Source organism: Paraburkholderia sp. BR13444, assembly GCF_040948755.1.
Classification (GTDB): domain Bacteria; phylum Pseudomonadota; class Gammaproteobacteria; order Burkholderiales; family Burkholderiaceae; genus Paraburkholderia; species Paraburkholderia youngii.
The window spans coordinates 88,647-113,193 of record NZ_JBFPKM010000012.1 but is presented as its reverse complement, the minus strand read 5'-3'; the positions used below and the strand labels follow the sequence as shown (position 1 = coordinate 113,193).

Sequence of the window (24,547 nt, the reverse complement as noted above, 5' to 3'; positions counted from 1 at the left end):
GGGCAGTGGACGCGCGGCATGTAGTGGCCGCGGAATCTGGCTGGCGGAAAGGAATGTAGCGCCTTGCTCAATGCCCGGCGGAAACCGGCGATCCGGAGACGAGCCGCCGCGAGGAAAGCGACGGCTCGCTCGCCCTTTACTGAACCTGGCTACGCAGCGCCTTCGCGGCGGCAACCATGTTCGTCAGGGCCGGAATCACTTCAGCCCACTGGCGTGTCTTCAGGCCACAGTCCGGGTTCACCCATAGACGCTGCGCCGGAATGCGTTCCGCCGCCTTTTGCATCAATTGCACGATGTGCTGCTGCGTGGGGATGTTCGGCGAGTGAATGTCGTAGACGCCCGGGCCGATTTCGTTCGGGTAGTTGAAGTCGTCGAACGCGGCGAGCAGCTCCATGTCCGAGCGCGAGGTCTCGATCGTGATGACGTCCGCATCCATACCGGCGATCGACGCGATGATGTCGTTGAACTCGGAATAGCACATATGCGTGTGGATCTGCGTTTCGTCGCGCACGCCGTTCGCGGTGATCCGGAATGACTCGACTGCCCAGCGCAGATACTCACCCCATTGCGCGCGGCGCAGCGGCAAGCCCTCGCGCAGCGCGGCTTCGTCGATCTGCACGACGCGTACACCGGCCTTTTCCAGGTCGAGCACTTCTTCGCGAATCGCCAGCGCGAGCTGGTAGCACGACACCGAACGCGGCTGGTCGTCGCGCACGAACGACCAGTTCAGGATCGTCACGGGGCCGGTCAGCATGCCCTTCATCGGCTTGTGCGTCAGCGACTGCGCGTAGCTGATCCATTCGACCGTCATCGCCCGCGGACGGCTGATGTCGCCGAACAGGATAGGCGGCTTCACGCAGCGCGAACCGTACGACTGCACCCAGCCGAACTGGCTGAACGCGTAGCCGTCGAGTTGCTCGCCGAAGTATTCGACCATGTCGTTGCGTTCGGCTTCGCCATGCACGAGCACGTCGAGACCCAGCGCTTCCTGCTCGCGCACGCTGCGCTCGATTTCCCGCCGCATTGCGTCCCGATAGCCTGCCTGATCGAGCGCGCCGCTCTTGAACTGGCTGCGAGCGTGGCGGATTTCCACCGTTTGCGGAAACGAGCCGATCGTCGTGGTCGGGTACGCGGGTAGTTCGAGCAGCGCGGCCTGCTTCGCCGCGCGCTCGGCATAGGCGTGCTGGCGATTGCCGAGATTGGCGTCGATGCGCGCGAGCGCGGCCTTCACCGCCGGGTTGTTCACGCGCGGCGACTCACGGCGCGCGGCAACCGCGGCGGCATTGGCGGCGAGTTCATTGGCGACCTCGTCGCGGCCACCGTTCAGTGCGGTGGCGAGCACCTTCAGTTCGTCGAGTTTTTGCAGCGCGAACGCGAGCCAGGAGCGGATTTCCGCATCGAGCTTCTCTTCGCTCGCGAGATCGACCGGCACGTGCAGCAGCGAGCACGACGGCGCGAGCCACAAGCGCTCGCCAAGTTGGCGCGCGAGCGGCGCGAGCCATTCGAGCGCGGCGTTCAGGTCGGTCTTCCAGATGTTGCGGCCATTGATCGCGCCGACCGACAGCACGCTGTGCGCGGGCAGTTGACGCGCGGCCAACGCGATTTCTTCGCGTGCGTTGATTGCGTCGATATGCAGACCGTCGACGGGCAAGCCGCACGCAAGTTCGAGGTTCTCTTTCAGCTGGCCGAAGTAGGTAGCGAGCAGCAGCTTGACGCCGCGTTCCTCGAAGCCTTGATACGCGGTCACGAACGCGTCGCGCCATGCCGGATCGAGTTCGGTGACGAGCACCGGCTCGTCGATCTGCACCCACTCGACATCCATCACCTTGAAATAGTCGAGCAGCGCGCGATACACGGGCATGATGCGAGCCAACAGCGCGAGTTTGTCGGAGTCGTCCTTCGCCTTGCCCAGCCATAGATACGTGATCGGGCCAATGATCACCGGCTTCGCCTTGACGCCCTGCTCGCGCGCTTCACGCAGCTGTTCGAGGAAGCTGGACGTGTCGAGGTTGAACGTCGTATCGGCGGTGAATTCGGGGACGATGTAATGGTAGTTGGTATCGAACCACTTCGTCATTTCGCCGGCCGCGACGCCGCCGCAGCAGGCGGCGTGCTCTTCGGCACCCTGCGCCGAACGGCCGCGCGCGACGCGGAAGTAGTTGTCGAGCTTGTCGCCATGAAAGCCCTGCACGCGTGCCGGCAGATTGCCGAGGGTGAAGCTCATGTCCAGCACCTGGTCGTAGAACGCGAAATCGCCGACCGGTGCGAGATCGAGCTCGCTCTGGTCATCCCAGTGGCGCGCGCGTAGTTGCGCGCCTAGCGCCTTCAGTTCCTCGCGCGACGATTCGCCCTTCCAGTAGCGTTCGAGGCCGAACTTCAGTTCGCGTTTTGCGCCGATGCGCGGGAAGCCGAGATTATGTGTCGTGACCATGGAGGCTGCCTTCCGATGAAAAAATGCAAGGAACGATGTAAGGATTGGCAGCCATGATAGGGGCTTCGTTCCATGAAGAAAAATGGCATTATTTCATTTATTCATTAGTTTTGTTCATTCGAGTTGCCGGGCGCTCGGATCGGGTCGCGGCGTCGGTTGTCCCGGCACAATGAGAATGAAGGAGTTCTATTGCATTCAATCAACTTTGATCGTCACATGATTTTCCAGAAAATCAGCGTGCTGGCTGTCGCCGCGCGGGTCCCTCGCTCCGGTGCCATAAGCGGTATCACCGACCAATCGCTGGGGCTTGAGATGGAACCGTTGCTCGACCCGGTTGACCATCGTCTTCGTCGACTCGACCTCTTGCGATCGAAACGCCGGTGTGGCCTCGACATCGACGATGATTCCCGCGTGCAGGTCGATCAGATAGTTGGTCGGGTAAGCGTAGAACACCGGAGGGATCGATGGGCGGCCCGTGGGGCTGTAGAACGGCGCCCGAATGCGACGTTCGCTGTTGCGTTTCAACTGCCACTTACACTACTTACATATGGAAAGTGGCGCTTCACTGGGCTTCTGCGTTAAATTGGCTTTGACCTGTTTTGCATATGTTCGGGCCGCGCCAGGACGGTCAGATTTCATCTGACCTGCGTGTAAAACCGCCGTGGTGTTGGCAGGATCTCACAGGATTCCTCGGCCTGTTCATTGCTGTCGGCAGTGCTGAATACGTCGCACACCTATCCAGGACAAACCCGCACCATTCGATCGTTATATGTGGGGGCGCGCACCGAGACCACCAAATACCTGTCGACTCAGCGGGGCTTTGCCTCTATTACTTGGGTAGTCCGACTGCGAGGGCATCGTCGCAGGCAACCCGTCGATCTGGAAAATCTCCACCCTCGCTTTGGGGTGCGATACGGCATCGCCCGCGCTATTTCCGCCTATCCCGACTTCAGCAGAACGCTGTCCGACAATCTTTGCAAACTTGCGTCAGAACCATGACTATGAGCTTAAAGGGCAAAAATCTCGCATCGGCGGCACTTCAAAGCGGTTTCGACGACAAGGAGCCAGCCACCGCGAATCGTACGAGCATTTCCGCGTTGGCACCTTCTGTCACTGTCGTGATGGCCAACTTCAATGGAGAGAACTGGATCGGAGAGGCGATCAGGTCGGTCCAGAGACAGAGCCTCGCGGATTGGGAACTGATCGTTGTTGATGATGCGTCAACCGACGCCAGCACTGAGATTGTCCGCGCCGCTGCTGCTAACGACCCACGTATCGTTCTCCTCACATCTTCTTCCAACGCGGGGCCCTCGGTCGCGCGCAACCGTGCGCTGGCATGTGCGCGAGGACGCTGGATCACGATCCTCGACAGTGATGATGTGTTTGCGGACGGACGCCTTCAGTCGATGCTCGCAAGGGCCGAATCGGACGGCGCGGGCATTGTAGCGGACGACTTGCTCATCATGAGCGAAAGCGGCTCGCTGACCGGGTATTCGCTGCTTGGCCTGCGGACCGCGAGGACCGTCGATGCCGTTGCGCTTGTCAAAGCGCCGCAACTCGGCTATCTGCAGCCCATGATCAGAACCGAACTGCTGTCCGAGCTTCGGTATGACGAGCGGGTTCGCTCCGCCGAAGACTTCGATCTTTTGTTGCGCGTGTTGGTCAGGCACGAAGCGGAAATGGTCGTCTATCCGGCTATGGGTTACCACTATCGCAGACGTGATGATTCGCTTTCCACAGACAAGTCAGCGGATCGACGGGCGCTTCAAGGCATGCTCGAAGCAAACGCGCGTTTCCGCGCATCGCACGCGCTGTCAGGAAGGTTAGCCCACGCGTGTGCGCATCGGCAGCGAACCCTCGAAACCCAGCTTCGCTGGGTCGATGTCACCGAGGCAGTTCGTGAAAGGCGTTTCGCACAAGCCTTTCGGCACACAATGCATCACCCTTGGGTCCTCAGTTGCGCCGCGCGATTCCTTGCGAAGCATTTTCACTTTCTCGTACTCAGAAACAAACGCCGCGCCGTGACTTTGGGACTTTGAGCTGAGCTGCGACGGATACCGGCACGTCCGCAACGGAGGGTGCGAGCGCCCTTTGGGCGCGGGCGATGCCTGCGATTTTGCAGAACAGCGTGGCTCGAGGCGGCCGCTCAGGGGCGGCATTTGTTCAGATGCATGCGTGCAAAATTTACCGCAACTTCAGCACGGCCACGTCCCATTTGAATCGCGTCGACGCGTGTGTGATACGGACACGATCGAGTTCGTCGAAGGCCGCCTTCAACCTGTTCCACGTCCGTATTCCGTCGTCGTGATACCAGATACTGACGATCAATAGCCCACCGGGCGCGAGACAGCGCGCGAGTCGACGAATCTGTTCCTCCGGTTCTTCCAGGTAATAAAGCATCTCGTTGAAGACGATAACGTCGAATATCTGCGAAGGCTCGAAGGTAGCGGCATCGGCGACGGCGAATTCCGCTCCATCGATATTCGCCTGGCGGGCCTGCTCAATGGCGACTTCGGAAAGATCGATGCCGAAATAGCTAGAAATCGAGGCGCCCGAAAGCCAACTTGCAAGAACGCCAGCGCCGCATCCAACGTCGAGCACTCGCGCGGCGGGTTTCAGGTGCTTGCAATACCCGGCGATCACGCTATAGCGGGCAATCTCCTGCGTCGTCCCCAGATAATCCCAGGTGCCCGAGCCGTACGCCTGATTCCACGTCGCATCCGAGATTGAGACGCTGTGAGCCGGCAGTATCCTGGCCCTGATCGCTGGGGGGATAAACCTTTTAACAGGCCACTTTATGGCTTTACCGAGGAATCCGTACACTCCTCTTCTATCTGTCGGATTAAGCATGGTCGGCTCTCATGTCAGACCAACTGACGTTACGTGGCTTCTTCAGGCCAGCACCCGATATCCCCGCGCGACTTTAGGTGCGCGGCAGAATCGTCATTAAGCCTGTGCTGTAACGGACTGTCTGTCGCGATTGCTCGGATTGGCCAGCAAGCGTTCGAAGACGTTGCTGGTGATACGGTCGACGACAGCATGACTTTCGGCGTGCGGATCCATGAGGACGCGAGCCCAATCTGTCGTGCCTGCATTGAAGACGATGCCCGGCTGAACTCCTCTTCCAGCCGCCCGCTGCAGTACGCCAAATACGCCGCGTCCGCCGACGTCCCATCCATTCAGCGCGCTTGTCATGCCAAGCACGTGGAAACCATTGGGGTCCGGCGGCAAGCCGTCTACTTCGTAGCCCACCAGACGATCTTCGGCACCAAAAATGTCTCCGTTGTTCAACTCCGTACCGGCGAGCGCCCAGTGGCTCGCGTCCTCGACCCGGAATCCGGTTGCTGGGCGCTCGCGCCGGATCCAGCCACCACGCAGTAGACGCCATTCTCCCCACCAGCCGCCGCCATAACCATAACTGAGCCCGATCAGGTCGCTTTCGTCGTGACCGGGCCAATTTTCCGCGAGGCGAGTCACGCGCAGATCGGGAGCATGAGGGCTGCCGCGCGAAAATTCGATTGGCCGATAGCAGGTGTTTCCACTAAAGATCGCGTAGTGTCCGCCGTTTGCAATGAAGCCGGCCATCCTGTCACGCATGCGCCTGCTCCAGTATTCATGATGACCCACGCTAAGCACGCAGCGATACTGGGTTAGATCAAGCCGGTCACCATCATCGAGATCCAGGTCGGAGTAGAAGTCGCAAGCAATGTTCTTCGCCTGCAGCCAGCGCACGAACTTCGCGTCCCAGTGTGGGAACTGTTGGCGCGGGGACCGAGGTTCATAGGGGTCGGCAGGCTCGCCGAACTGCGCCCCGAAGCCGCCACCTGGTCTTAGCAGGGTCACGGTCGTGACAGGTTTCTTACGTCGAACGGGATCGTGATAAAAACCGCCGCCGCCGATCGAGTTGTACGCTTGATACGTCGCGACAGGCACGATGTAAGCGACCGACGCCGATGGTCGCGGAGGGCGCGCGACCAACATTGCCATACTTCTGCTGTCCGGCGGCAGCCCGTAGAGAGGCTCATGCGCGGCGCAGTTGCGCCCCAGCGGGCGCACGGGCTCGCCGTTGGCGCGCACCTCGTAAGCCACCGCGACATACACCCCCGACGTCGCATCGGCTCGATCGAAGCGAAACCGGAAGCTCGGCCACCGCCATGCAGCATCGCAACGCGTTGCGGTTCGTCCGCGCGGCGAAGTCAGCACCCATTGGCCACTCACGCTGTCGCAATCCATCGCGCCGCGGTCCTCTACAAGGATGCCGCAGTGGAACTCGAGCGCTTCTCCGATGCCTTGCCGGTAGATTGCAACGGAAAAGCGGCGCCCTGGCTCGACGGCGAGTTCGAAAATGCCGCCGGCATCGTAGGCGGGCGCGAGCGGATATAACCTCATCGATCACTTTCTCCGATCTTTGACGAAGCTGCACGTGGACGAGATGGCGGGTCATAGTGGCAAACATGTCGCGCACTGGGGCAATTTGACGCGGGGTTACTCACTGCGACGTGAATGCTTTGGGCGCCCTTTGGGTCTGTTCGGAATTGGCAAAATGATACCTCCCGCGCTCCGCTTTGAATTACACGGTATGCGACATAAGATCCGCGGTATGCGCCGAGTGACATCGAAATGCTTGATCACCGGGCTGTTCAACGAGTCGGACTGTCCGAAGACCCCTAAAAACCTAGCGCGAAGGACGGGCAGTGACTTTTTCGACAGTATCGACCCTCTCCGGTCGTTCAAAGCGAGCAACGGCGCATGGCAGCTTGCAAGGCAAAAAGGTCATCGGTCCATCATGCTCGCTTAGTGATCGTCGGAGCCGGGAGGGGCGGCGTTGATGCTAATGGCCAGCGCAGCGTTTCTGGTCCACCGTCAAGAATCCCAGACAGCCAAGCCGATCTCGATCCTTGCCGGTTCATCGTGCTGTTGCCGCGCCAATTCATTTGAGGGCGGCGAGAGCCATTTCGATAAGTTGTTGCTGACGTCCGGTAGCGTCGCTACTCTGTTTGCGCAAAATCATAAAAAGAGAAAGTGGGTCGGGCGGACTTAGCGCGATCCGGTGGATCGTGCAGCCCGTCTCCTTCGCCAATGGGGTCGTCAAAAAACTCGGAACGATGGCCCACGCTGCATTTCTGAGCATCGGCGCGAGCATGTGTGCTTTCTCAACCCAATTTACGTGCCGCGACAATCCGCGGCGGCTGCGCCACATGTCGAACTGAGGCGACCACGGCAGATAAATTTCTCTTGACGGTTCGAGGTCGGTAATGTCGAGGGCTTCCGGCAACGAGGTCTTACCCGAGCCAGCGTAGACCACAAGCATCGCGTAATCCCGGATCTTCCTTGAAACAAGATCGATGTGTTCGGATGGGGACAGCGTGAAGGCTACGTCCAAATGACCAGATGCAACCCGGTTGGCGAGTTGAAAGTAGCGCGAGCTTTCCATGTGCAGACGCACGGGCGGTGTCTCATCGCAGAGCGCAGCGACAAACGGAGGCAGGACGTTGATCGCGACCGCGTCTACGGAACCGACAGCAAGATGTCGTACCTGGTCGGCCTGAAGTTGCTCGGCCTCAATTTCAAGCATTTTCCAGCGCTCGGCAATGTCGAGAAAACGCTCACCCTCGGAGGTCAGTGTTATTCCCCTGGTTCCCCGCGAGCGCAGGAGCAGCGGATGTCCTATCCGGCGCTCGAGGGACTGGATCCGATACGAGACAGTCGATTGCGTCGTAGACACGATCTCGGCCGCCTGAAGCAAACTCCCCGAGCGGACCACGGCCAGGAATGTGTTGATCTCCTCGCTGAACAACATATCTAAGCCTTCGATATTTGGTGAATAAAATCTGACATTGACCGATATTGTGCCCCCACCTTAGCCTAGCTGAATAGGAAAACAAATCCCGTCATTTGATTCGGTAACGTTTGGAGGCACATATGGGAAAGGCACTCGTCGGCATCGAAGATTTACCTCCGAGCCGCTTTCATAAGAGGATAGCCCTCGTCGCGGCAGGGGGACCATTCTGTGACGGGTATCTGCTAGGGATCATCGTTGTAGCGCTGCCGTTCATTGCGAAGGACCTCGCGCTGAACGCGCTGCAGATCGGTCTGATCGGCGCGTCGAGCCTGATCGGCATGTTCGCCGGCGGCCTGGTTTTCGGACCCATGACGGACCGCTTCGGCCGCCAGAAGATGTATGTGCTTAACCTCGCTGTGTTCGTAATCTGCTCGCTCGCGCACCTGTTTGTGCATGACGTCACGACGCTCTTCATCCTTCGTTTCGTCATGGGCGTTGCGCTGGGCGCGGACTATCCGATCGCGACTGCGCTCGCAGCTGAATTTCTGCCTCGGAAGCTTCGCGGGCCGGTGCTCGCGAGCCTCGTGCTTTTGCTCTGGGTCGGATACACCATAAGCCTTGCAACGGGTCTGATCGTTAGCGGTAGTGATAGCGGTGTATGGCGCTACATTCTTGCGAGCGCTGCGATCCCTTCGGCGATATTCCTGCTGCTGCGCCTGAACATCCCCGAGTCGCCGCGTTGGTTGATTTCCGCAGGACGCGTAGAGGCGGCCCGTAGCATCGTGGCACAGCACCTTGGGCCACAGGTTGACTTCGATGCACTCGTTGCTGAAACGCGCGTGAGCACCTCCAGGCGTGGCCTTGGCCTGTCCAAAATCCGAGAACTGCTTTCGCGAGGCTATGGGCGCATGCTGGTGTTTTGCTCGATCTTCTGGATGTGTCAGATTGCGCCTTCGTTCGCAATCAAGACGTTTCAGCCGATGCTATTGAAATCGCTCGGCGTCACTCAGCCACTCGCCGGCTCGCTCGTGATCATTTCCTTTGCCATCGTCGGAACTGCGATCGGCATGTTCGTCGTCAACCGCGTCGGTCGGCGCACGCTTTGTCTGGTCTCTTTCGTTCTTGCAACGCTCGCGCTTTTTCTTCTGGCAACGCCGATGTCGAACATTGCCACGGTTGCGATCGGTTTGTTCGTTCTCTTCACGGTGGCCGAAGCTGCCGGCTCCGGGCTGCAATTCATCTACCCGAACGAGATTTTTCCGACTGATCTTCGTGCAACCGGTATGGGACTCGCGATGTCTGCAAGCCGCATCGGAGCCGCGGCAGGAACGTTCCTCCTTCCTACCGTGCTAGTCCATTTTGGAAGCGCGACTGGTCTGCTTATCGCGGGTGGGATCAGCCTGATTGGCCTGCTCGTATCGGTTCGCATGGCTCCCGAGACCCGTAACGTGTCGCTCGGCGCGGCGAATGCTCCGGGCATGGCAGCGAGCGCCAGCGAACACTCTCTGCAGCGAAGAGAGGCTCGCAGCTGAGCGGAAAGGACGGCGTAGCCATCGCTGACGCCGCTCAGCCACAGCAACTCGGACTTAAGAATCTCACCTTGGCAACACTTCTTGCACCAATGCAAAGAGGCACTCTATGAATTCGGCACCTAAAGTCATCATTATCGGCGCTGGCATCATCGGCACCACACTCGCTTATGATTTCGCGAAACGCGGCGCGCGCGTCACCGTGCTCGACAAGAACGAAGTCGCGAAAGGCGCCACTTCTGGATCATTCGCGTGGATAACGAATCAGACGAAGTTCCGCAATGCGGACTCGCTTGGCGAAGTTGGCGCGCAGCATTACTTCAATCTGCATCGACTGTCGCACCTGCGCTGGCGTTACCTGCAAAGCGAAATCGACGGTCTGCCGATTCGCTGGTCAGGCTGCTTTCAAAGCGCCGAGCCCGGCACCGAGGAGGCACGGGAACTCGCGGCGGAACTGGACCGGCGCCTGCGCTGGGGCAGCCCGACGTACCGCGTCACCGCGGCCGAGGCACGCGAGATTGAGCCGGGGTTTGAGCCGGGAGCCGAAACGGACATTTTCTACACGCCCGATGAAGGGATGATGTCGCCTGTGCAAATGACGTCAATGATGCTCGATGCGGCGGTCGCACGAGGCGCGCAATATTCGCCGCACGACGCGTATCAAGGCTTCACCAGGACGGCGGGCGGTTACGAGATCCAAAGCGGAAGTGGCAAGCGCGAGGCCGACATTCTCATCTTCGCGGGTGGCATCGCGAACCCGGAACTCGTCGAAGGCACGGGGCTTAAGGCACCGCTCATCCACAGCATAGGGAGCGTCGTCCATCTCGCGCCGTTGCCACGGATTTTCGATTCGGTCATTCTTGGCGCGCATGTTCACGCGATCCAGCGCATCGACGGTCGTGTGGTCATCGCCAAGCACTTCTCCGGTTCGCCCGTTGGCGATCCAAGCACGCCCGACCCCGAGGAGCTTATACGTGTCACCGCGCGCGTGCTGCCCGGCTTAAAGGACGCCGTTGTGGAGAAAGTCACCGAAACGCGTCGCGTCATTCCCGCTGATGGACTGCCCGTCGTGAGCCGTTCTGAAGACCTGCCCGGCGTGCTTTCGATCACAACGAACGCGGGCATCAGTCTGGCAGCCGGATTGTCGCAGCTTATCGCGACTGAATTGCTTGACGGCGTGGCTGTGAATCTATTGGACCCGTATCGCTCACAGCGCTTTGCCGATTAAGCAAGGCTGTGACCCCATTCAGGCGGACCGCCATGAACGGCCTCGGTTTGATGACCGCTTGCCAATCAGGTTAACAGGGCACCGACAGATGAAGGGACGGCATCATCGAACCCGAGTGGGCTTCGGAATAAACATTCTTCTGATAGGGTCCGGCCGATGAGTCTCCTGCCCGCGCGCAGGCGCGACATCGCCGCGCTCATTGCCGATTGCGTGATGCCAAGCTGCTCAGCGGCCCGCGAAACATTGGCGCGGCGAGCGCGGGAAGCAGCGCGAACTGAACGTAATCGATCCCGTGGTGTGCATCGTGCGCGAAAGGCACGCGTCGCTCGACAACGATTGGAACCTGGACGCATGGCTGCATTACGACCATATCGATCTGGCCGCGCACACGCGAAATGCCGGGCAACTGCTCGATCGCAGGTTGGAACAGATGGGCAAGAAATCGGATGCGGCCAATGCCGCATCCGCCTCGAACGCAGCGACGAATGGAAGACGTATGGCGCGGGCGAAACCTTCTCGGTGGCCGCCTAGAGTCGCTTCGACAGCACCGTGATCGAAACGCTCGATTATGTGTGCAGCTACCTGTAACGGCTTGAACGCCGCGTTGCCGCGATACCCCGACGGGTCCGCGGCAATGTTATTGAGCAGCGCGTTTGCCGCTTCGCTGGCGGGTTTTCTTCGACGCTGAGTTCGGCACGATCCGCGCCATCTTCTCCATCAACTCGTCGTGCTCCGCGCGCAGCACTTCGATAAACGCCGACGCCAGCCGCTCGCGCGGCCGGTGCGGCGGAAACAGCAAATACATCGGGAACATGACCGCCGGCGAGAACGGCCGGATCGCGATGTCCGGCCCGGCGAAGTCCAGCGCCACGCCCGGATGCGCGAGTGTCACGCCCATGCCGCAGCGCACCAGCTCGCAACAGATCGCCGTGTATTGCGCCTCGATTGCCAGCTTGCGTTCGACGCCCGCACGCAGGAACACCTCGTCCATCTGCGCGCGCGTGCCATCGCCGTGACACAGCGAGATAAACGACTCGCCCTCGAGATCAGCGGGCCTGATCACAGCTTTTGAAGCAAGCCGGTGCACCGCCGCCATCACGCAGACGGCGGCCACTGTCGACAGCATCTCAACTTCGCAATTCGACGCCTCGCTGATGTACACCGCCACGCCCAGATCGCAGAACTGCGACGCCGTCCAGTGATTCACCGTGCCCGACGTGTTGACGTGCAGCGACACGGTCACACCGGGATGCAGCGCCTGAAAACGCTTGATCGCATGCGGCACGAGCGTGAGGCCCGCTGAAGGCATCGCCGCGATGCGCAGACGCCCACTGCCCAGATTGCGAATCTGCGCGGCGGCGTTCGCGAGCCCCTGCAAGCCGACATATGCGCGCTCCACCTCGCGGAAAAACGCCGTGCCCTCGCTGGTCGGGATCAGCCTAACGCCGCTGCGCTGAAACAGCAGCAAGCCCGTCTCCCGTTCGAGCTGCGAGATCAGACGGCTCACGTTCGGTTGCGACGTGAAGAGCGCTTTGGCCGCCGCCGTCATCGACCCGGCGACCATCACCGCACGAAATGCCTCGACATGTTTCAGGTTCATCGGTTTCAACCCATATCAACCATGTATAGATTGCTATTTTATTCGTATTGGACCATATGACCATCGCGGCACAGACTGTGATGTATGGACACGCCACCAGAGCGTCCATTCCCACACTGACCGGAGATCGCCGTCATGCAAGAATCGCTGCGCCGCCGTTGCCGTTCTACGCTCCACGCTTTCGCCTCCGCACTGTCCGTCGTCTGTCTGACCGCTCCGTTGCACGGTCACGCCGAAACTACGCTGTATGTCGCGAACGTCGGCGGCTCGAACGAGCAGTTGTACCGGCAGAAAGTCATTCCGCCGTTCGAAAAAGCGCATGACGTGAAGATCGTCTATGTGGCGGGGAATTCGAGCGATACGCTCGCGAAGCTGCAGGCGCAGAAAGGGCATCAGCAGATCAACGTCGCGGTGATGGACGACGGCCCCATGTATCAGGCGATGCAGCTCGGCCTGTGCGCGAAGGTCGAAGATGCGCCCGTGATGAAAGACCTCTACCCGCTCGCGCGGCTCGGCCCGACGGCCGTCGGGGTCGGTATGGTCGCGACGGGCATCGGCTACAACGAAGAGGCGTTCAGAAAGCTCGGCCTGCCCGCGCCCGATTCATGGCAGGCGCTCACCGACAAGCGCCTGAAGGGCAAGCTCGGCGTGCCGCCCATCACCAACACGTATGGACTGCATACACTCGTGATGCTCGCGCGCCTGAACGGCGGCGGCGAAAAGAATATCGACCCCGGCTTCAACACGATGACGAAGCAGGTCGCACCCGACGTGCTGTCGTGGGCGCCGACGCCCGGCGAAATGGACGGCCTGATGCAGGCGGGCGACGTCATCATGGCGCCGTATGGCAGCGGTCGCGCCGTCGCGTTGCAAAACACGGGCTTTCCGCTCAAGTTCGTGTATCCGAAGGAAGGGGGCGTCGCGCTGCAGGTAGCGGCCTGCGCGCTCGCCGAGAACGCACAGCCGAAGCTGTCGCAGGAGTTCATCCAGTATCTGCTGAGCCCCGAAGTGCAGGCAATGCAGGCGCAAGCAATCGGACTTGGCCCCGTCAACAAAACGGTCAAGCTGACGCCCGAGGTCGCGGCGCGCGTGCCGTATGGTCCGGAACAGGTGAACAAGCTCACGGCGATGGACTGGACCACGATCAACCAGCATCGCACGGAATGGACGGAGCGCTGGAACCGCTCGGTCGAACGCTGAGCGGCGCAACCGCTTCATAGCCGCTCAACAGTTCCTACGTCCCGACTCCGCACAGGACCGACGCCATGACCTTTCTCACTCTGCAGGGCATCTCGAAGCGCTACGGCCATTTCACTGCGGTCGAGCAGCTCGATCTGTCCGTCGAACGCGGCGAGTTCCTGTCGCTGCTCGGGCCGTCCGGCTGCGGCAAGACGACCACGCTGCAAATGATCGCCGGCTTCGTCACGCCGAGCGCGGGCCGCATCACGCTCGGCGGACGCGACATCACGCACGAGCGCCCCGAAAAGCGCGGCATGGGCGTCGTGTTTCAGAGCTATGCGCTGTTTCCGCATATGACGGTCGCGGGCAACGTCGGCTTCGGTCTCGAAATGCGCAACATGAAGCGCGACGAGCGCGCGGCGCGCATCGCCGAAGCGCTCGATCTTGTGCGGCTCAACGGCCTGGACGCGCGTTATCCGAAGGAACTGTCGGGCGGCCAGCGCCAGCGCGTCGCGATCGCGCGGGCGCTGGCGATGCGCCCCAACCTGCTGCTGCTCGACGAACCGATGTCGAATCTCGATGCGAAGCTGCGCGAGGAAATGCACATCGAACTGCGCGCGATCCAGAAGCGCCTCGGCATTACGACGATCCTCGTCACGCACGACCAGGTCGAAGCGATGACGATGAGCGACCGCATCGCCGTGCTGCACAAGGGGCGCATCGCGCAACTGAGCACGCCGTTCGATGCCTACGAACGTCCCGCTACGCCGTTCGCATCGACCTTTCTGGGGCGTACCAACACGCTGCCTGGCGAAGTGCGGGAGCGTAATCCGCGCTGCGCCGTCGTGGATGTGGCGGGCACGACGCTGCACGTACCGCACGAAGGGCGCGATGTCGAAGGCGCAGTGCACGTCTACATTCGCCCGGAGAAAGTACGCCTTGCGAATGGCGACGCGCGCATGCACGGACGTATTGCGAACCGCGTGTTCATCGGTAACCAGTGGCTGCTCGAAGTCGATACGGCGCTCGGCAAACTTCATATCGCGCAGCCGAACTTCGGCGCGCCGCCGCCCGACGAAGGCCACGAAGTCGGACTCTCGTTCACCGACGACGATCTGCGCGTGCTGACCCGGGAGCGTGCTCATGGCAACGCTTGACGATTCACGCGCGGGCGCCGCGCCCTGGCTGCTCGCTTCGCCGGCGCTGCTGCTGTTCGGCGCGCTGCTGTTCGTGCCGCTCGTGCTGACGCTGCTGCTGTCGTTTCGCGTGTTCAGCGATGTCGCCGGCGTGCAGGCCGCGTACACGCTGAAAAACTACGTCGAAGTGCTGAGCGATCCGTACTACGGCGAAATCTTTTTGCGCACGGTGAGTCTCGCGCTCGCCGTGACGCTGCTGAGTGTACTGCTCGGCGTGCCGGAAACCATCGTGCTCGCGCGGATGAAGCGGCCCTGGCAGTCGCTGTGTCTGCTGATCGTGCTCGGCCCGTTGCTGATTTCCGTCGTGGTGCGCACGCTCGGCTGGCAGATTCTGCTTGGCAAGAACGGTGTGCTCAACAATGCGCTGCAAGCCTTTCACATCACCTCCGAGCCGATCCGCCTCGTCTTCACGATGACGGGCATGATCATCGCGCTCACGCATGTGCTAGTGCCGTTCATGGTGATGTCGGTGTGGGCGACGCTGCAAAAGCTCGATCCGCAGGTCGAATGGGCGGGGCTGTCGATGGGCGGTTCGCCGTTGCGCGTGTTCCGCCGCGTGGTGCTGCCGCAGATCATGCCCGGTGTGCTGTCGGGTTCGATCATCGTGTTCGCTCTGTCGGCGTCGGCGTTCGCGACGCCTGCACTGATCGGCGGGCGCCGTCTGAAAGTGGTCGCCACCGCCGCCTACGACGAATTCCTCGGCACACTGAATTGGCCGCTCGGCGCGAGCATCGCCGTGTTGCTGCTGATTGCGAACGTCGCGATCGTGATGGGCTGCAGCCGTCTCGCCGAGCGCCGTTTCAAGCATATTTTCGAGTGACGCCATGAAACAGAACGGATTCTGGGGTCTGCTGTTCAACGCGCTGTTTCTCACTTTCATCCTCGCGCCGCTCGTCGTCGTGATGCTGGTTGCGTTCACCGACAAGGGCTTCATTTCGATGCCCTTCGACGGCGCGTCGCTGCGCTGGTTTCGCGCGATTCTCGAGAACGACGACATCGTGTCGGCATTCTGGCTTTCCGTGCGGCTCGCGTTCGCGGCGGCGACCATCGGCGTCGCGCTCGCGGTGCCCGCGGCGCTCGCGATTGCGCGCTATCGCTTCGCGGGCCGTGGCGCGCTGATGAGCTTCTTCCTCTCGCCGATGATGATTCCCGCCGTCGTGCTCGGCATCGCGTTCCTGCGCTTTCTGTCGCTGCTGCATCTGAGCGGTTCGTTCTGGGCGCTGGTGGCGACGCACGTGATCATCGTGCTGCCGTATGCGCTGCGCCTCGCGCTGTCGTCGGCCGTCGGGCTCGATCGCGATGCCGAGCGCGCGGCGCTGTCGTGCGGCGCGAGCCGCTTCACCGCGTTTCGCCGCGTCGTGCTGCCGATGATCCGCACGGGCGTCGCGGGCGGATGGGTGCTGTCGTTCATCCAGAGCTTCGACGAGCTGACGATGACCATTTTCGTCGCGACACCCGGCACGACCACGCTGCCCGTCGCCATGTACAACCAGATCGCGCAGACCATCGATCCCCTCGTCGCTTCGGTGTCGGCGGTGCTGATCGTCGGCACGGTTCTGCTGATGGTGCTGCTCGACCGCATGGTCGGACTGGACCGCATCCTCATTGGAGAAGCTCGATGATTCATCACTTTTCCGACAACCCCGACGTGCTCGTGCTGGGCGGCGGACTGGTCGGTTCCGCCGTTGCCTGGGGCCTTGCGCGCGAAGGCGCGAACGTCACCGTGCTCGACCAGGACGACGGCGCGTTGCGCGCGTCGCGCGGCAACTTCGGGCTGGTCTGGATTCAGGGCAAGGGCTATGGCTTGTCGCCGTATGCACGCTGGTCGCGCAGCTCGGCTTCGCGCTGGCCGTCGCTGGCTGCGGCGTTGCTCGACGAAACCGGTATCGACGTCGCGCTGCGCCAGCCGGGCGGCTTCCACTTCTTTTTCTCCGAAGACGAAATCGCAGAACGCGCGAAGCGTCTCGGCGCCTTGCAGCGTGAACTGGGCGACTACCCGTATCAGTTGCTCGATGCGCGCGAAGTGCGAGAGCGTATTCCCGAAATCGGCCCGGACGTGATCGGCGCGAGCTACACGCCGATGGACGGCCACGTCAATCCGCTCAAGCTGCTGCGCGCGCTCCACGCGGGCATGCAGCGGCGCGGCGTGAAGCTCGTCAACAACGAGGAAGCGCTGCGCATCACACCCGAACACGGCGGCTTCGCGGTACAAGGCAAACGCGGCACCTACCGCGCGGCGCGCGTCGTGCTCGCGGCGGGCCTCGGCAATCGCGCGCTCGCGCCGCACGTCGGACTGCATGCGCCCGTCGCACCGAATCGCGGACAGGTGCTGATCAGCGAACGCGTCGCGCCGTTCCTGCGTTACCCTACCCTCAACGTGCGCCAAACCGACGAGGGCACGCTGCAATTCGGCGATTCGATGGAAGAAGTCGGGTTCGACGATTTCACGACGACGCCCGTGCTATCCGACATTGCGCGGCGCGGCGTGCGCGCCTTTCCGCTGCTGAAGAACGTGCGGCTGGTGCGCACGTGGGCCGCGTTGCGCGTCTACAGCTCCGATGGTTTTCCAATCTACGACGAATCCGCACGCCATCCCGGCGCGTTCGTCGTCACCTGCCACAGCGGCGTGACGCTGGCCGCCGCGCACGCGCTGCGCATCGCGCCGTGGATCGCCGGCGGCGCGATGCCCGATGAAATCCCCGCGCTGTCCGGCACGCGCTTTCTCGAATCCCCTGCACTCACCCCCGCTCACTGATTCCGACATGACCTCCACACCGCTCTTCAAGGCCTTGCCCGGCGCCGATGCGCCGGTCGACATCTGGTTCAACGATCAGCCGCTGCGCGTGCCGGGCGGCCGGTCGGTGGCGGCGGCGCTGCTCGCTGCCGGCATCGCGCGGTTCCGTGCGACACCCGTCTCGGGCGCGCCGCGCGCGCCGTATTGCATGATGGGCGCGTGCTTCGAGTGTCTCGTCGAGATCGACGGCGTGCCGAGCCGGCAAAGCTGCATGGTGACCGTGCGCGCCGGCATGCGCATCCGCTCTCAGGAAGGCGCGCGCGATCTGCCGCCCGTCGATGTGTCGCTGGAGGACGCTCATGCCCGCTGATTACGCTGTCGAAACCGTGTCGAGTTTCCCCTCGGAAGCCGTCGATGTCGTCGTGATTGGCGGCGGTCCCGCCGGCATGAGCGCGGCGACGCGCGCCGCGAGCGCGGGCCTGTCAGTGGTGCTGCTAGACGAGCAGGACGCCGTCGGCGGGCAGATCTATCGTGCGATCGGCCGCGCCGATGCGCGCCGCAAGGAGATTCTCGGCCCAGATTACGCAGCGGGCGCAGCGCTCGCCGACGCCTTCGCGCGCTCTGGCGCACGGCATGTCGCGCATGCGTCCGTGTGGCAGGTGACGCGCGAACATGCCGTGCACTATCTGAAGGACGGCAAGGTCGGCAGCTTCGACGCACGCCGCGTGATTCTGGCCACGGGCGCGCTGGAAAGGCCGTTTCCGATTCCCGGCTGGACGCTGCCCGGCGTACTGACGGCGGGCGCCGCGCAGATCCTGCTGAAAAGCGCGGGCGAGGTGCCCGCCGAGCCGCCCGTGCTGGCGGGCTGCGGTCCGCTGCTCTATCTGCTCGGCTGGCAGTACGTGCGCGCCGGCGTGCCGATCCGCGCACTCATCGACACCACGCGTCACGAAGACCGCTGGCGCGCGAAGAAACATCTGCTCTCGGCGTTGCGCGCGTGGCCGTTCCTGAGCAAAGGCCTGCAACTGATCCGCACGCTGCGCGCCGCGGGCGTGCCCATCTACGAAGCCGCCGACGATCTGCGCGTCGAGTCGAAGCAGGACGCGCAAGGCGTCGAGCGCGCCGCCGCGCTCAGTTTCACCACGCAAGGCCGTGCGCAGCGGATCGACGCGAATGTGATCCTGCTGCATCAGGGCGTCGTGCCGAATACGCAGTTCTCGTTGTCGTTGCGCGCCCAACACCATTGGGACGCCGCGCAGCTATGCTTCGCACCGACCACCGACGCATGGGGCGAACTCGACGTGCCGGGCACCTTCGTCGCGGGCGACGGCGGCGGTATCGGCGGTGCGCTGGCGGCGGCCGAACAGGGCTCGCTCGCCGCGCTGCGCGTTGCCAGTCAACTCGGTGCAATCGATGCAGCCGCCTGTGAGCGCGAAGCCGCGCCGCACCGCCGCGCGTTGGAGAGCGTGATGCGCATCCGTCCGTTTCTGGACAGCCTGTACCGACCGCGCGACGCGAACCGCATTCCGCGCGACGACGTGGTGGTGTGCCGCTGCGAGCAAGTGACGGCGGGCGACGTGCGCGGTTTCGTCGAACTCGGCTGCCTCGGCCCGAACCAGGCGAAGTCGTTCGGACGCTGCGGGATGGGCCCGTGTCAGGGACGCATGTGCGGGCTGACCGTCACCGAAATCATCGCCGACGCGCGCAAGGTTCCGCCGGGCGAAGTCGGCTATTACCGCATCCGTCCGCCCATCAAGCCGCTGACGCTCGGAGAACTCGCCGGTGAATGACGCTGCCCTGTCCTCTTCCAGCGCCGTGCGCGAAGCCGACGTGCTGGTGATCGGCGGCGGGCTGCACGGCTCGAGCAGCGCGTTCCATCTGGCCGCGCGCGGCGCGAGCGTGATCGTGCTCGAAGCCGACTACGTCGCGCGACATTCGTCGGGCGTCAATGCGGGCGGCGTGCGCACGCTCGGCCGGCCGCTGCCCGAGATTCCGCTCGCGTTGATGTCGCGCGAAATCTGGCACAGCCTGCGCGAAACGATCGGCGACGACGGCGGTTTCGTGCCGTCCGGCCAGTTGAAGATCGCGGAGACGGAAGGCGAACTCGACGAATGCCGCGCGCGCGTCGCGCAACTCGAAGCGCACGGCTTCACGCATGAAAAGCTGATCGACCGCGCGGGCGTGCTCCAACTCGAGCCGGCGCTCGCGCGACACGTGACGGGCGGCATCTGGGTCGAGCGCGACGGCTATGCGCTGCCGTTCAGGACAACCACCGCCTTCCGGCTCGCCGCGCAGCGGCATGGTGCGGCGCTCTTCGAAGGCACGCCCGTCACCCGCATCGAGCAGCGCGGCCCGCGCTGGTTCGCGCAGACGCCGCGCGGCGAGTTCAGCGCGGAAAAACTCGTCGTCGCGGCGGGCGCGTGGGCGGGACAACTGGCCGAACAGGTGGGCGAGCGCGTGCCCGTGCATCCCGAAGGGCTGATGCTGATGGTCACGCATCGCGTCGCGCCGTTCTGCCGCGCGACGCTGGGTGCGACCGGGCGTCCGTTGTCGTTCAAGCAGTTCGACAATGGCACCGTCGTGATCGGCGGCAAGCTGATCGGCATCGCCGATCTGCACGGCCGGCATGGCGAAGTCGATTTCGCGCGGCTCGTGCGTAGCGCCAATACCGTCGTCGATCTCTTCCCGCATTTGCGGCATCTCGGCGTGAACCGCGCGTGGGCCGGCGTCGAGGCGTTCACCGACGATGCACTGCCCGTGCTCTCGCCTAGCCGCCGCGCGTCGAATCTCGTCTATTCGTTCGGCTATTGCGGCAGCGGTTTCCAGCTCGGACCGGCCTGCGGGCGGCTCGTGTCCGAACTCGTGCTCGACGGCAACGCTTCGCTGCCGCTCGACGACTTCGCAATCGACCGCTTTACGCGCCAGCCCGCGCCGCAGCAGATGGCCAGCGCCGCCGCGCACTGATTACGCCCGCGCGCCGCCCGGCGCGCTTTCCTGTAGTCAAAGCAAGGAGTAGAGCAAGGTATGTCCGACATCGTGAGAATCGAAACGAACCAGCGTATGAGCCGCGTCGTAAAGGCAGCGGGACTCGTGTTCATCGGCGGCCAGACGTCGAATGATCGTGCGCCCGATGTGAAAACCCAGACCGCGAGCGTGCTGGCGAAGATCGACGGCTTTCTGGAAAAGGCAGGCATCGACAAGACGCGTCTGGTGTCGGCCCAGGTGTGGCTCGCGAATATCGAGCGCGATTTTGCGGGCATGAACAGCGTGTGGGACGTGTGGCTTGCGCCGGGCTGCGCGCCCACTCGTGCGACCGTCGAGGCGAAGCTCGCCGCGCCGGAACTGCTGGTCGAGATTGCCGTCGTCGCGCTGGCGTAACGGCAGCTTCGCGGCAGGGAGAAGCCGCTGCGCTTACGCGTTCGCCACGCGATACGTGCCGCGGCCCGTCACCTCTTTCGCGACCCGCAGAGAGCTGAGTCGATGCAACTGTCGTCCAGCCATGTTGCCCTCCCTACCCACAAACCCACGTCGTCACCCATACGTCGTGAGGAAATTGTGCGGGACGTCAACGGTAGCCGCAAGCACGTCGTTAGATAACCTCCGCTTTGACTGGATTTCAAGGCCAGAACTGGCCGCCCGCACGGTGCCTGTTACTCAACTAACTTCCGAGGTTGACAAGTTTCAACCGTAAATCTTCCGTCGTCGCGGTCATCATCCGGCGGTGCCGACCCAACAAGAACGCCCCACGACTAACCCCGGCCGCCCATGAACGTGCAAATCGAGCGACTGAAGATCGGCGATTGCCGACGCCCGCCATTCGGCCGCCATGCGTCTGCAGCTCGCCGGTTTGCTGTCGCGATGCGGTGCATTCGAATGTCGACTTCCCCGAACTGCGAACGAGTCTTGACGACCCGAAGCCGTCTATCGATTGCAGAAAATCGCGTGGCCGGTATGCGAACCCAACCGGCCAATCGGCCAGGATCAGAAGGAAGCCCCATACCGAGGTTAGCGGGATGCCCGGCGCCTTAGCATGGCTGCCCGGGAAATTCCAGGCAATACCGCTTTTTTGGCGGCAACGACCGTTTGCTCTACTTGCGCCGTCGTGGCCACTGCCGCAGCCTTTTCGCGCTTGCGTTCGGTGGTAGGTTTTTTCACGGGCCGAGCCCCGCCATCTTCCAGGCCACTATCGGCGGACCAGAAGGACGGTGGGCCGATAGCCGCGCGTGCCGACGACGTGCCGCTCTAAAACCTGCGCGATGTTTGAGCGCCTTTGGTTGCAACCGCCCTGGCGCTTCGAATGCGCTGGATGTTTCGAACTGTGGAGTCGCCCTTAACCGCGGGTGTCGACCCAATTGCGTGCCCATTGGCTGGAGTACTGCAACGCCTGCTCTTCACTCGTGAAGTAGTCGAGTGAATAGAACCAGTAGCAGCCTTCGGCTCGCGCGTTATCGAGGCGTTCGAGCAACAGGTTGGATGAGAAGTTACCGTCGGGCAAACGATGCGCCGAGGATTGGACGGCATAGCCGTTGTATTGTTGAACTTGTTTGTTTTGCATTTTAATTTTAATGATATTGGAGTGCGCACGTATCGTACGAAAGGGCACGGGTGCGTTGACCCAAAGCCACTCGAGCCGATTCATCAAGCAGTCGAAAGGCGAAAGATGGCGTTGAGGCCTGAGGAGAGAATGAGGCGCAACAAGACGTATGGCGCTCGCTAAGCTGCCGAATCAGCAGATGCAGCTAACGGCGATCGCGCCAACTTTGGGAGACAAAAACTCCGCGAGGGTGTCGCTGCAACCCGGCGTTCGTCGAATGCCGGGTCCTTCAATCTTTACAGCGGCTTGATGTTAGCCGCTTGCGGACCCTTGGGGCCTTGCTTCGTTTCGAAGCTCACCTTCTGATTTTCAGCCAGCGTCTTGAAGCCGTCGGCCCGGATCTCGGAGAAATGAGCGAACAGGTCGTCGCCGCCCTTGTCCGGGGTAATGAAGCCAAAGCCTTTGCTGTCGTTAAACCATTTAACGGTACCGGTTTCCATGAAGAATCCTTGAGAAAAAAATGAAGACTTGCTCTGTCAAAGAGCGCTTGAAGCTTCAAGGAGGGAGAGGACAACGAATACCGCTGAGGAGCGAGCAATTGATGAACAGCAATCGAACTTCTTGAACTTCGAACGGCACAGTACCCGCCAGGCGGGTCAGAGTCAACACTTATCTTGTAACCATTTCAGCAGGCGGGCCGCGCTGCTGACGAAGCGATGCGACACCGCTTGGCTGTGCCCCCTGCCTGGCATGCCATGCAGGTTATACATCGCGCGCCTTTGTATCAGATTAGCGGATTGACGTCTGCCTGTTTCCAAAGGGGCAGCCGACGCTGGAATGACTTGGCTACGTGACCAGGTGATGAACGCTTCATCGCCGATTTTTACCGGGATGACCAGGCTGAATCATTACAATGCCTCGACGAACTCCCTTCGACAGCATGAAATGAGAAATATGCTGACTTCCTTTTTCTGGAGCGGCGACGCCATCCGCAGTCGACGCGTAAGTGACATCGTTTTATGGACCACGCTCGATGTACCTTCACCCCCTGCGCCCGTGATGGCAGATTGGCAAAGAGAGATATCGACGCGACTCGCTCTGGAACCTGGGGATGTCGAGGCAATGCCTTTGGCGCGCACGCAAGTGCGCTGGCCGGCCTACAAGCGCTGCGTGCAAGCCATGTCCGATTGGACGTGCGCCCTGGGACTGCCCGCGGTGCTCGCCGATAGCGACATGGCGCTGATGGCCTGTCGTGGCGCGAGATATCACCATGATGGTGAGCAATATGGCAGTGCCGCGTTTTGCAATCTGTTCCTGAGTGAAGACAAGGGCCTGGACTTGCGGTTTCCCTCTACGGGTCAATGCATTCCCCTCAAGCGCGGAACAGCCGTCATTTTCGACACGGGCCAGCCCCATGGCGTGATTCAGCGTGGCGCCGAGAGTTTCTCGGCGGCCAACTTCGCGCCGGACCAGGACTTCACCCAGATTTTCTTAACGTGGGAGCTTCCGATCGAAGACGCCAATGTCGGGCAAGCACTCAAGGTGATCTTCGACATCGACCGCCCGTCGTCGCAGCGATTAGAGGAGGAGCAAGTCTGGATGAACGGCGCACCAGCCGCCGTGTGCCCGGAATCCGGTTGCTGGCACCGCGCTGGCTGATTATCGGCGTAAGGCCCTGGGACCGTGGCACTGGAACACGAAGTGCACGACTCGCAATCCATCTCGTCCTCCCGTCGCCCCGACGCGCACCGACATCGCCTGTTACCCCCGCCGGCGTCTTTCTCGTGATAGACCGCACCGGGCCCCATTGGCAGCAAAGAGCGTTGACTTCCTCCTGAGAACATCCTATAACCATCCACATGGATGTCGAGAGGAGGATTCTTACACATGGCAAAAGAAGTGCCGGATCGCTCACGAGGTAGCGAGACCGAAAAAATTACGATCAATCTTGGTCCAGTCGATCTGGGGCAAATCGATCTGCTCGTCGAAGAGGGCTTTTACTCGAACCGCACGGATCTGATCCGTACGGCCATCCGCAATCAGCTGTCGATTCATGCTCCTGCCGTCAAGGAAACCGTAACGCGCCGTGAGCTTGTACTGGGTCTCCAGCATTTCTCGAAACAAGACCTCGAGGCAGCGTGCGCGGCCCGTCAGCGACTCAGAATTCAGGTGCTGGGACTGGCGAGCATTGCCACGGACGTCTCACCCGAACTTGCGCTGGCAGCGATCGACTCGATTCTCGTTCGAGGCGCGCTCCATGCCTCACCGGCGGTCAAGGCCGCGCTGGCGGATCGGATCCGCTGACGTCCCTGACTCTTTCCCGCTATCGGAAAA

At 62.0% G+C, this 24,547-nt stretch carries 22 protein-coding genes and 1 pseudogene; 14 read left to right on the top strand and 9 right to left on the bottom strand.

The genetic code is table 11. The features are described 5' to 3' along the window. Positions 1 to 136: 136 nt before the first annotated feature. Positions 137 to 2,431: a 5-methyltetrahydropteroyltriglutamate--homocysteine S-methyltransferase gene (gene metE, locus AB3X95_RS28640; protein ID WP_368623180.1), complete on the bottom strand. Its 2,295-nt coding sequence runs from the start codon at positions 2,429 to 2,431 to the stop codon at positions 137 to 139. Positions 2,432 to 2,701: 270 nt separating this feature from the next. Next, a pseudogene (locus AB3X95_RS28635) lies at positions 2,702 to 2,887 on the bottom strand (IS5/IS1182 family transposase); the annotation flags it as partial. Positions 2,888 to 3,432: 545 nt separating this feature from the next. On the opposite strand from AB3X95_RS28635, the gene AB3X95_RS28630 reads away from it, so the two are divergent. Continuing rightward, positions 3,433 to 4,470 carry a glycosyltransferase family 2 protein gene (locus AB3X95_RS28630; RefSeq protein WP_368623179.1) on the top strand — a complete coding sequence of 346 codons (1,038 nt, stop codon included), beginning with the start codon at positions 3,433 to 3,435 and terminating at the stop codon, positions 4,468 to 4,470. A gap of 145 nt (positions 4,471 to 4,615) precedes the next feature. On the opposite strand, the gene AB3X95_RS28625 is transcribed toward AB3X95_RS28630, so the two are convergent. The 3 genes from AB3X95_RS28625 to AB3X95_RS28615 form a co-directional block, all read right to left on the bottom strand. Beyond that, a complete protein-coding gene (locus tag AB3X95_RS28625) occupies positions 4,616 to 5,281 on the bottom strand; it encodes a trans-aconitate 2-methyltransferase (RefSeq protein WP_368623178.1) in 666 nt (221 codons plus the stop codon). 96 nt (positions 5,282 to 5,377) lie between these two features. Further along, entirely contained in the window at positions 5,378 to 6,664 is a 1,287-nt protein-coding gene (locus AB3X95_RS28620; protein WP_260332484.1) for a N,N-dimethylformamidase beta subunit family domain-containing protein, read from the bottom strand. A 697-nt stretch (positions 6,665 to 7,361) separates the two neighbouring features. Then, entirely contained in the window at positions 7,362 to 8,231 is an 870-nt protein-coding gene (locus AB3X95_RS28615; protein ID WP_176123659.1) for a LysR family transcriptional regulator, read from the bottom strand. A gap of 122 nt (positions 8,232 to 8,353) precedes the next feature. Between AB3X95_RS28615 and AB3X95_RS28610 the strand changes: the two genes are divergently transcribed. Both AB3X95_RS28610 and AB3X95_RS28605 read left to right on the top strand, forming a co-directional pair. After that, on the top strand, positions 8,354 to 9,745 hold the full coding sequence (locus AB3X95_RS28610) for an MFS transporter (RefSeq protein ID WP_176123660.1): 1,392 nt from the start codon (positions 8,354 to 8,356) through the stop codon (positions 9,743 to 9,745). Positions 9,746 to 9,851: 106 nt separating this feature from the next. Further along, complete coding sequence (locus AB3X95_RS28605) at positions 9,852 to 10,970, top strand: NAD(P)/FAD-dependent oxidoreductase (protein ID WP_368623177.1); 1,119 nt, start codon at positions 9,852 to 9,854, stop codon at positions 10,968 to 10,970. A 65-nt stretch (positions 10,971 to 11,035) separates the two neighbouring features. On the opposite strand, the gene AB3X95_RS28600 is transcribed toward AB3X95_RS28605, so the two are convergent. Both AB3X95_RS28600 and AB3X95_RS28595 read right to left on the bottom strand, forming a co-directional pair. Beyond that, a complete protein-coding gene (locus AB3X95_RS28600) occupies positions 11,036 to 11,323 on the bottom strand; it encodes a LysR family transcriptional regulator (RefSeq protein ID WP_368623176.1) in 288 nt (95 codons plus the stop codon). Positions 11,324 to 11,607: 284 nt separating this feature from the next. After that, a complete protein-coding gene (locus AB3X95_RS28595; protein ID WP_368623175.1) occupies positions 11,608 to 12,570 on the bottom strand; it encodes a LysR substrate-binding domain-containing protein in 963 nt (320 codons plus the stop codon). A gap of 135 nt (positions 12,571 to 12,705) precedes the next feature. On the opposite strand from AB3X95_RS28595, the gene AB3X95_RS28590 reads away from it, so the two are divergent. The 9 genes from AB3X95_RS28590 (at position 12,706) to AB3X95_RS28550 (ending at position 21,057) form a co-directional block, all read left to right on the top strand. Further along, entirely contained in the window at positions 12,706 to 13,770 is a 1,065-nt protein-coding gene (locus tag AB3X95_RS28590) for an ABC transporter substrate-binding protein (protein ID WP_176366853.1), read from the top strand. 65 nt (positions 13,771 to 13,835) lie between these two features. Beyond that, complete coding sequence (locus tag AB3X95_RS28585; RefSeq protein WP_368623174.1) at positions 13,836 to 14,906, top strand: ABC transporter ATP-binding protein; 1,071 nt, start codon at positions 13,836 to 13,838, stop codon at positions 14,904 to 14,906. Further along, positions 14,893 to 15,765, top strand: a complete 873-nt coding sequence (locus tag AB3X95_RS28580) for an ABC transporter permease (RefSeq protein ID WP_368623173.1) — start codon at positions 14,893 to 14,895, stop codon at positions 15,763 to 15,765. Before AB3X95_RS28585 ends, AB3X95_RS28580 begins: the two co-directional genes overlap by 14 nt. Positions 15,766 to 15,769: 4 nt before the next feature. Continuing rightward, positions 15,770 to 16,567, top strand: coding sequence for an ABC transporter permease (locus tag AB3X95_RS28575; protein ID WP_368623172.1), 798 nt, complete (start codon positions 15,770 to 15,772; stop codon positions 16,565 to 16,567). Beyond that, the gene (locus tag AB3X95_RS28570; RefSeq protein WP_368623171.1) at positions 16,564 to 17,700 is read left to right on the top strand and encodes an NAD(P)/FAD-dependent oxidoreductase; all 1,137 of its coding nucleotides are present in this window, start codon (positions 16,564 to 16,566) and stop codon (positions 17,698 to 17,700) included. The genes AB3X95_RS28575 and AB3X95_RS28570 overlap by 4 nt, the downstream gene beginning before the upstream one ends. 7 nt (positions 17,701 to 17,707) lie before the next feature. After that, positions 17,708 to 18,049 (top strand): (2Fe-2S)-binding protein, encoded by a 342-nt coding sequence (locus AB3X95_RS28565; protein ID WP_012406215.1) that lies wholly within the window; start codon positions 17,708 to 17,710, stop codon positions 18,047 to 18,049. Continuing rightward, a complete protein-coding gene (locus AB3X95_RS28560) occupies positions 18,039 to 19,469 on the top strand; it encodes an FAD-dependent oxidoreductase (protein ID WP_368623170.1) in 1,431 nt (476 codons plus the stop codon). The genes AB3X95_RS28565 and AB3X95_RS28560 overlap by 11 nt, the downstream gene beginning before the upstream one ends. Next, complete coding sequence (locus AB3X95_RS28555) at positions 19,462 to 20,643, top strand: NAD(P)/FAD-dependent oxidoreductase (protein ID WP_368623169.1); 1,182 nt, start codon at positions 19,462 to 19,464, stop codon at positions 20,641 to 20,643. Before AB3X95_RS28560 ends, AB3X95_RS28555 begins: the two co-directional genes overlap by 8 nt. A gap of 60 nt (positions 20,644 to 20,703) precedes the next feature. Continuing rightward, the gene (locus AB3X95_RS28550; protein ID WP_176123671.1) at positions 20,704 to 21,057 is read left to right on the top strand and encodes a RidA family protein; all 354 of its coding nucleotides are present in this window, start codon (positions 20,704 to 20,706) and stop codon (positions 21,055 to 21,057) included. A 952-nt stretch (positions 21,058 to 22,009) separates the two neighbouring features. On the opposite strand, the gene AB3X95_RS28545 is transcribed toward AB3X95_RS28550, so the two are convergent. Both AB3X95_RS28545 and AB3X95_RS28540 read right to left on the bottom strand, forming a co-directional pair. Then, the gene (locus AB3X95_RS28545; RefSeq protein WP_176366859.1) at positions 22,010 to 22,234 is read right to left on the bottom strand and encodes a hypothetical protein; all 225 of its coding nucleotides are present in this window, start codon (positions 22,232 to 22,234) and stop codon (positions 22,010 to 22,012) included. Positions 22,235 to 22,509: 275 nt separating this feature from the next. Then, positions 22,510 to 22,713 (bottom strand): cold-shock protein, encoded by a 204-nt coding sequence (locus AB3X95_RS28540; RefSeq protein WP_176106399.1) that lies wholly within the window; start codon positions 22,711 to 22,713, stop codon positions 22,510 to 22,512. A 454-nt stretch (positions 22,714 to 23,167) separates the two neighbouring features. On the opposite strand from AB3X95_RS28540, the gene AB3X95_RS28535 reads away from it, so the two are divergent. Together AB3X95_RS28535 and AB3X95_RS28530 are read left to right on the top strand one after the other, a co-directional pair. Next, positions 23,168 to 23,872 (top strand): hypothetical protein, encoded by a 705-nt coding sequence (locus AB3X95_RS28535; RefSeq protein WP_368623224.1) that lies wholly within the window; start codon positions 23,168 to 23,170, stop codon positions 23,870 to 23,872. A 228-nt stretch (positions 23,873 to 24,100) separates the two neighbouring features. Beyond that, entirely contained in the window at positions 24,101 to 24,517 is a 417-nt protein-coding gene (locus AB3X95_RS28530; RefSeq protein WP_176106400.1) for a CopG family transcriptional regulator, read from the top strand. Positions 24,518 to 24,547: the final 30 nt, after the last annotated feature.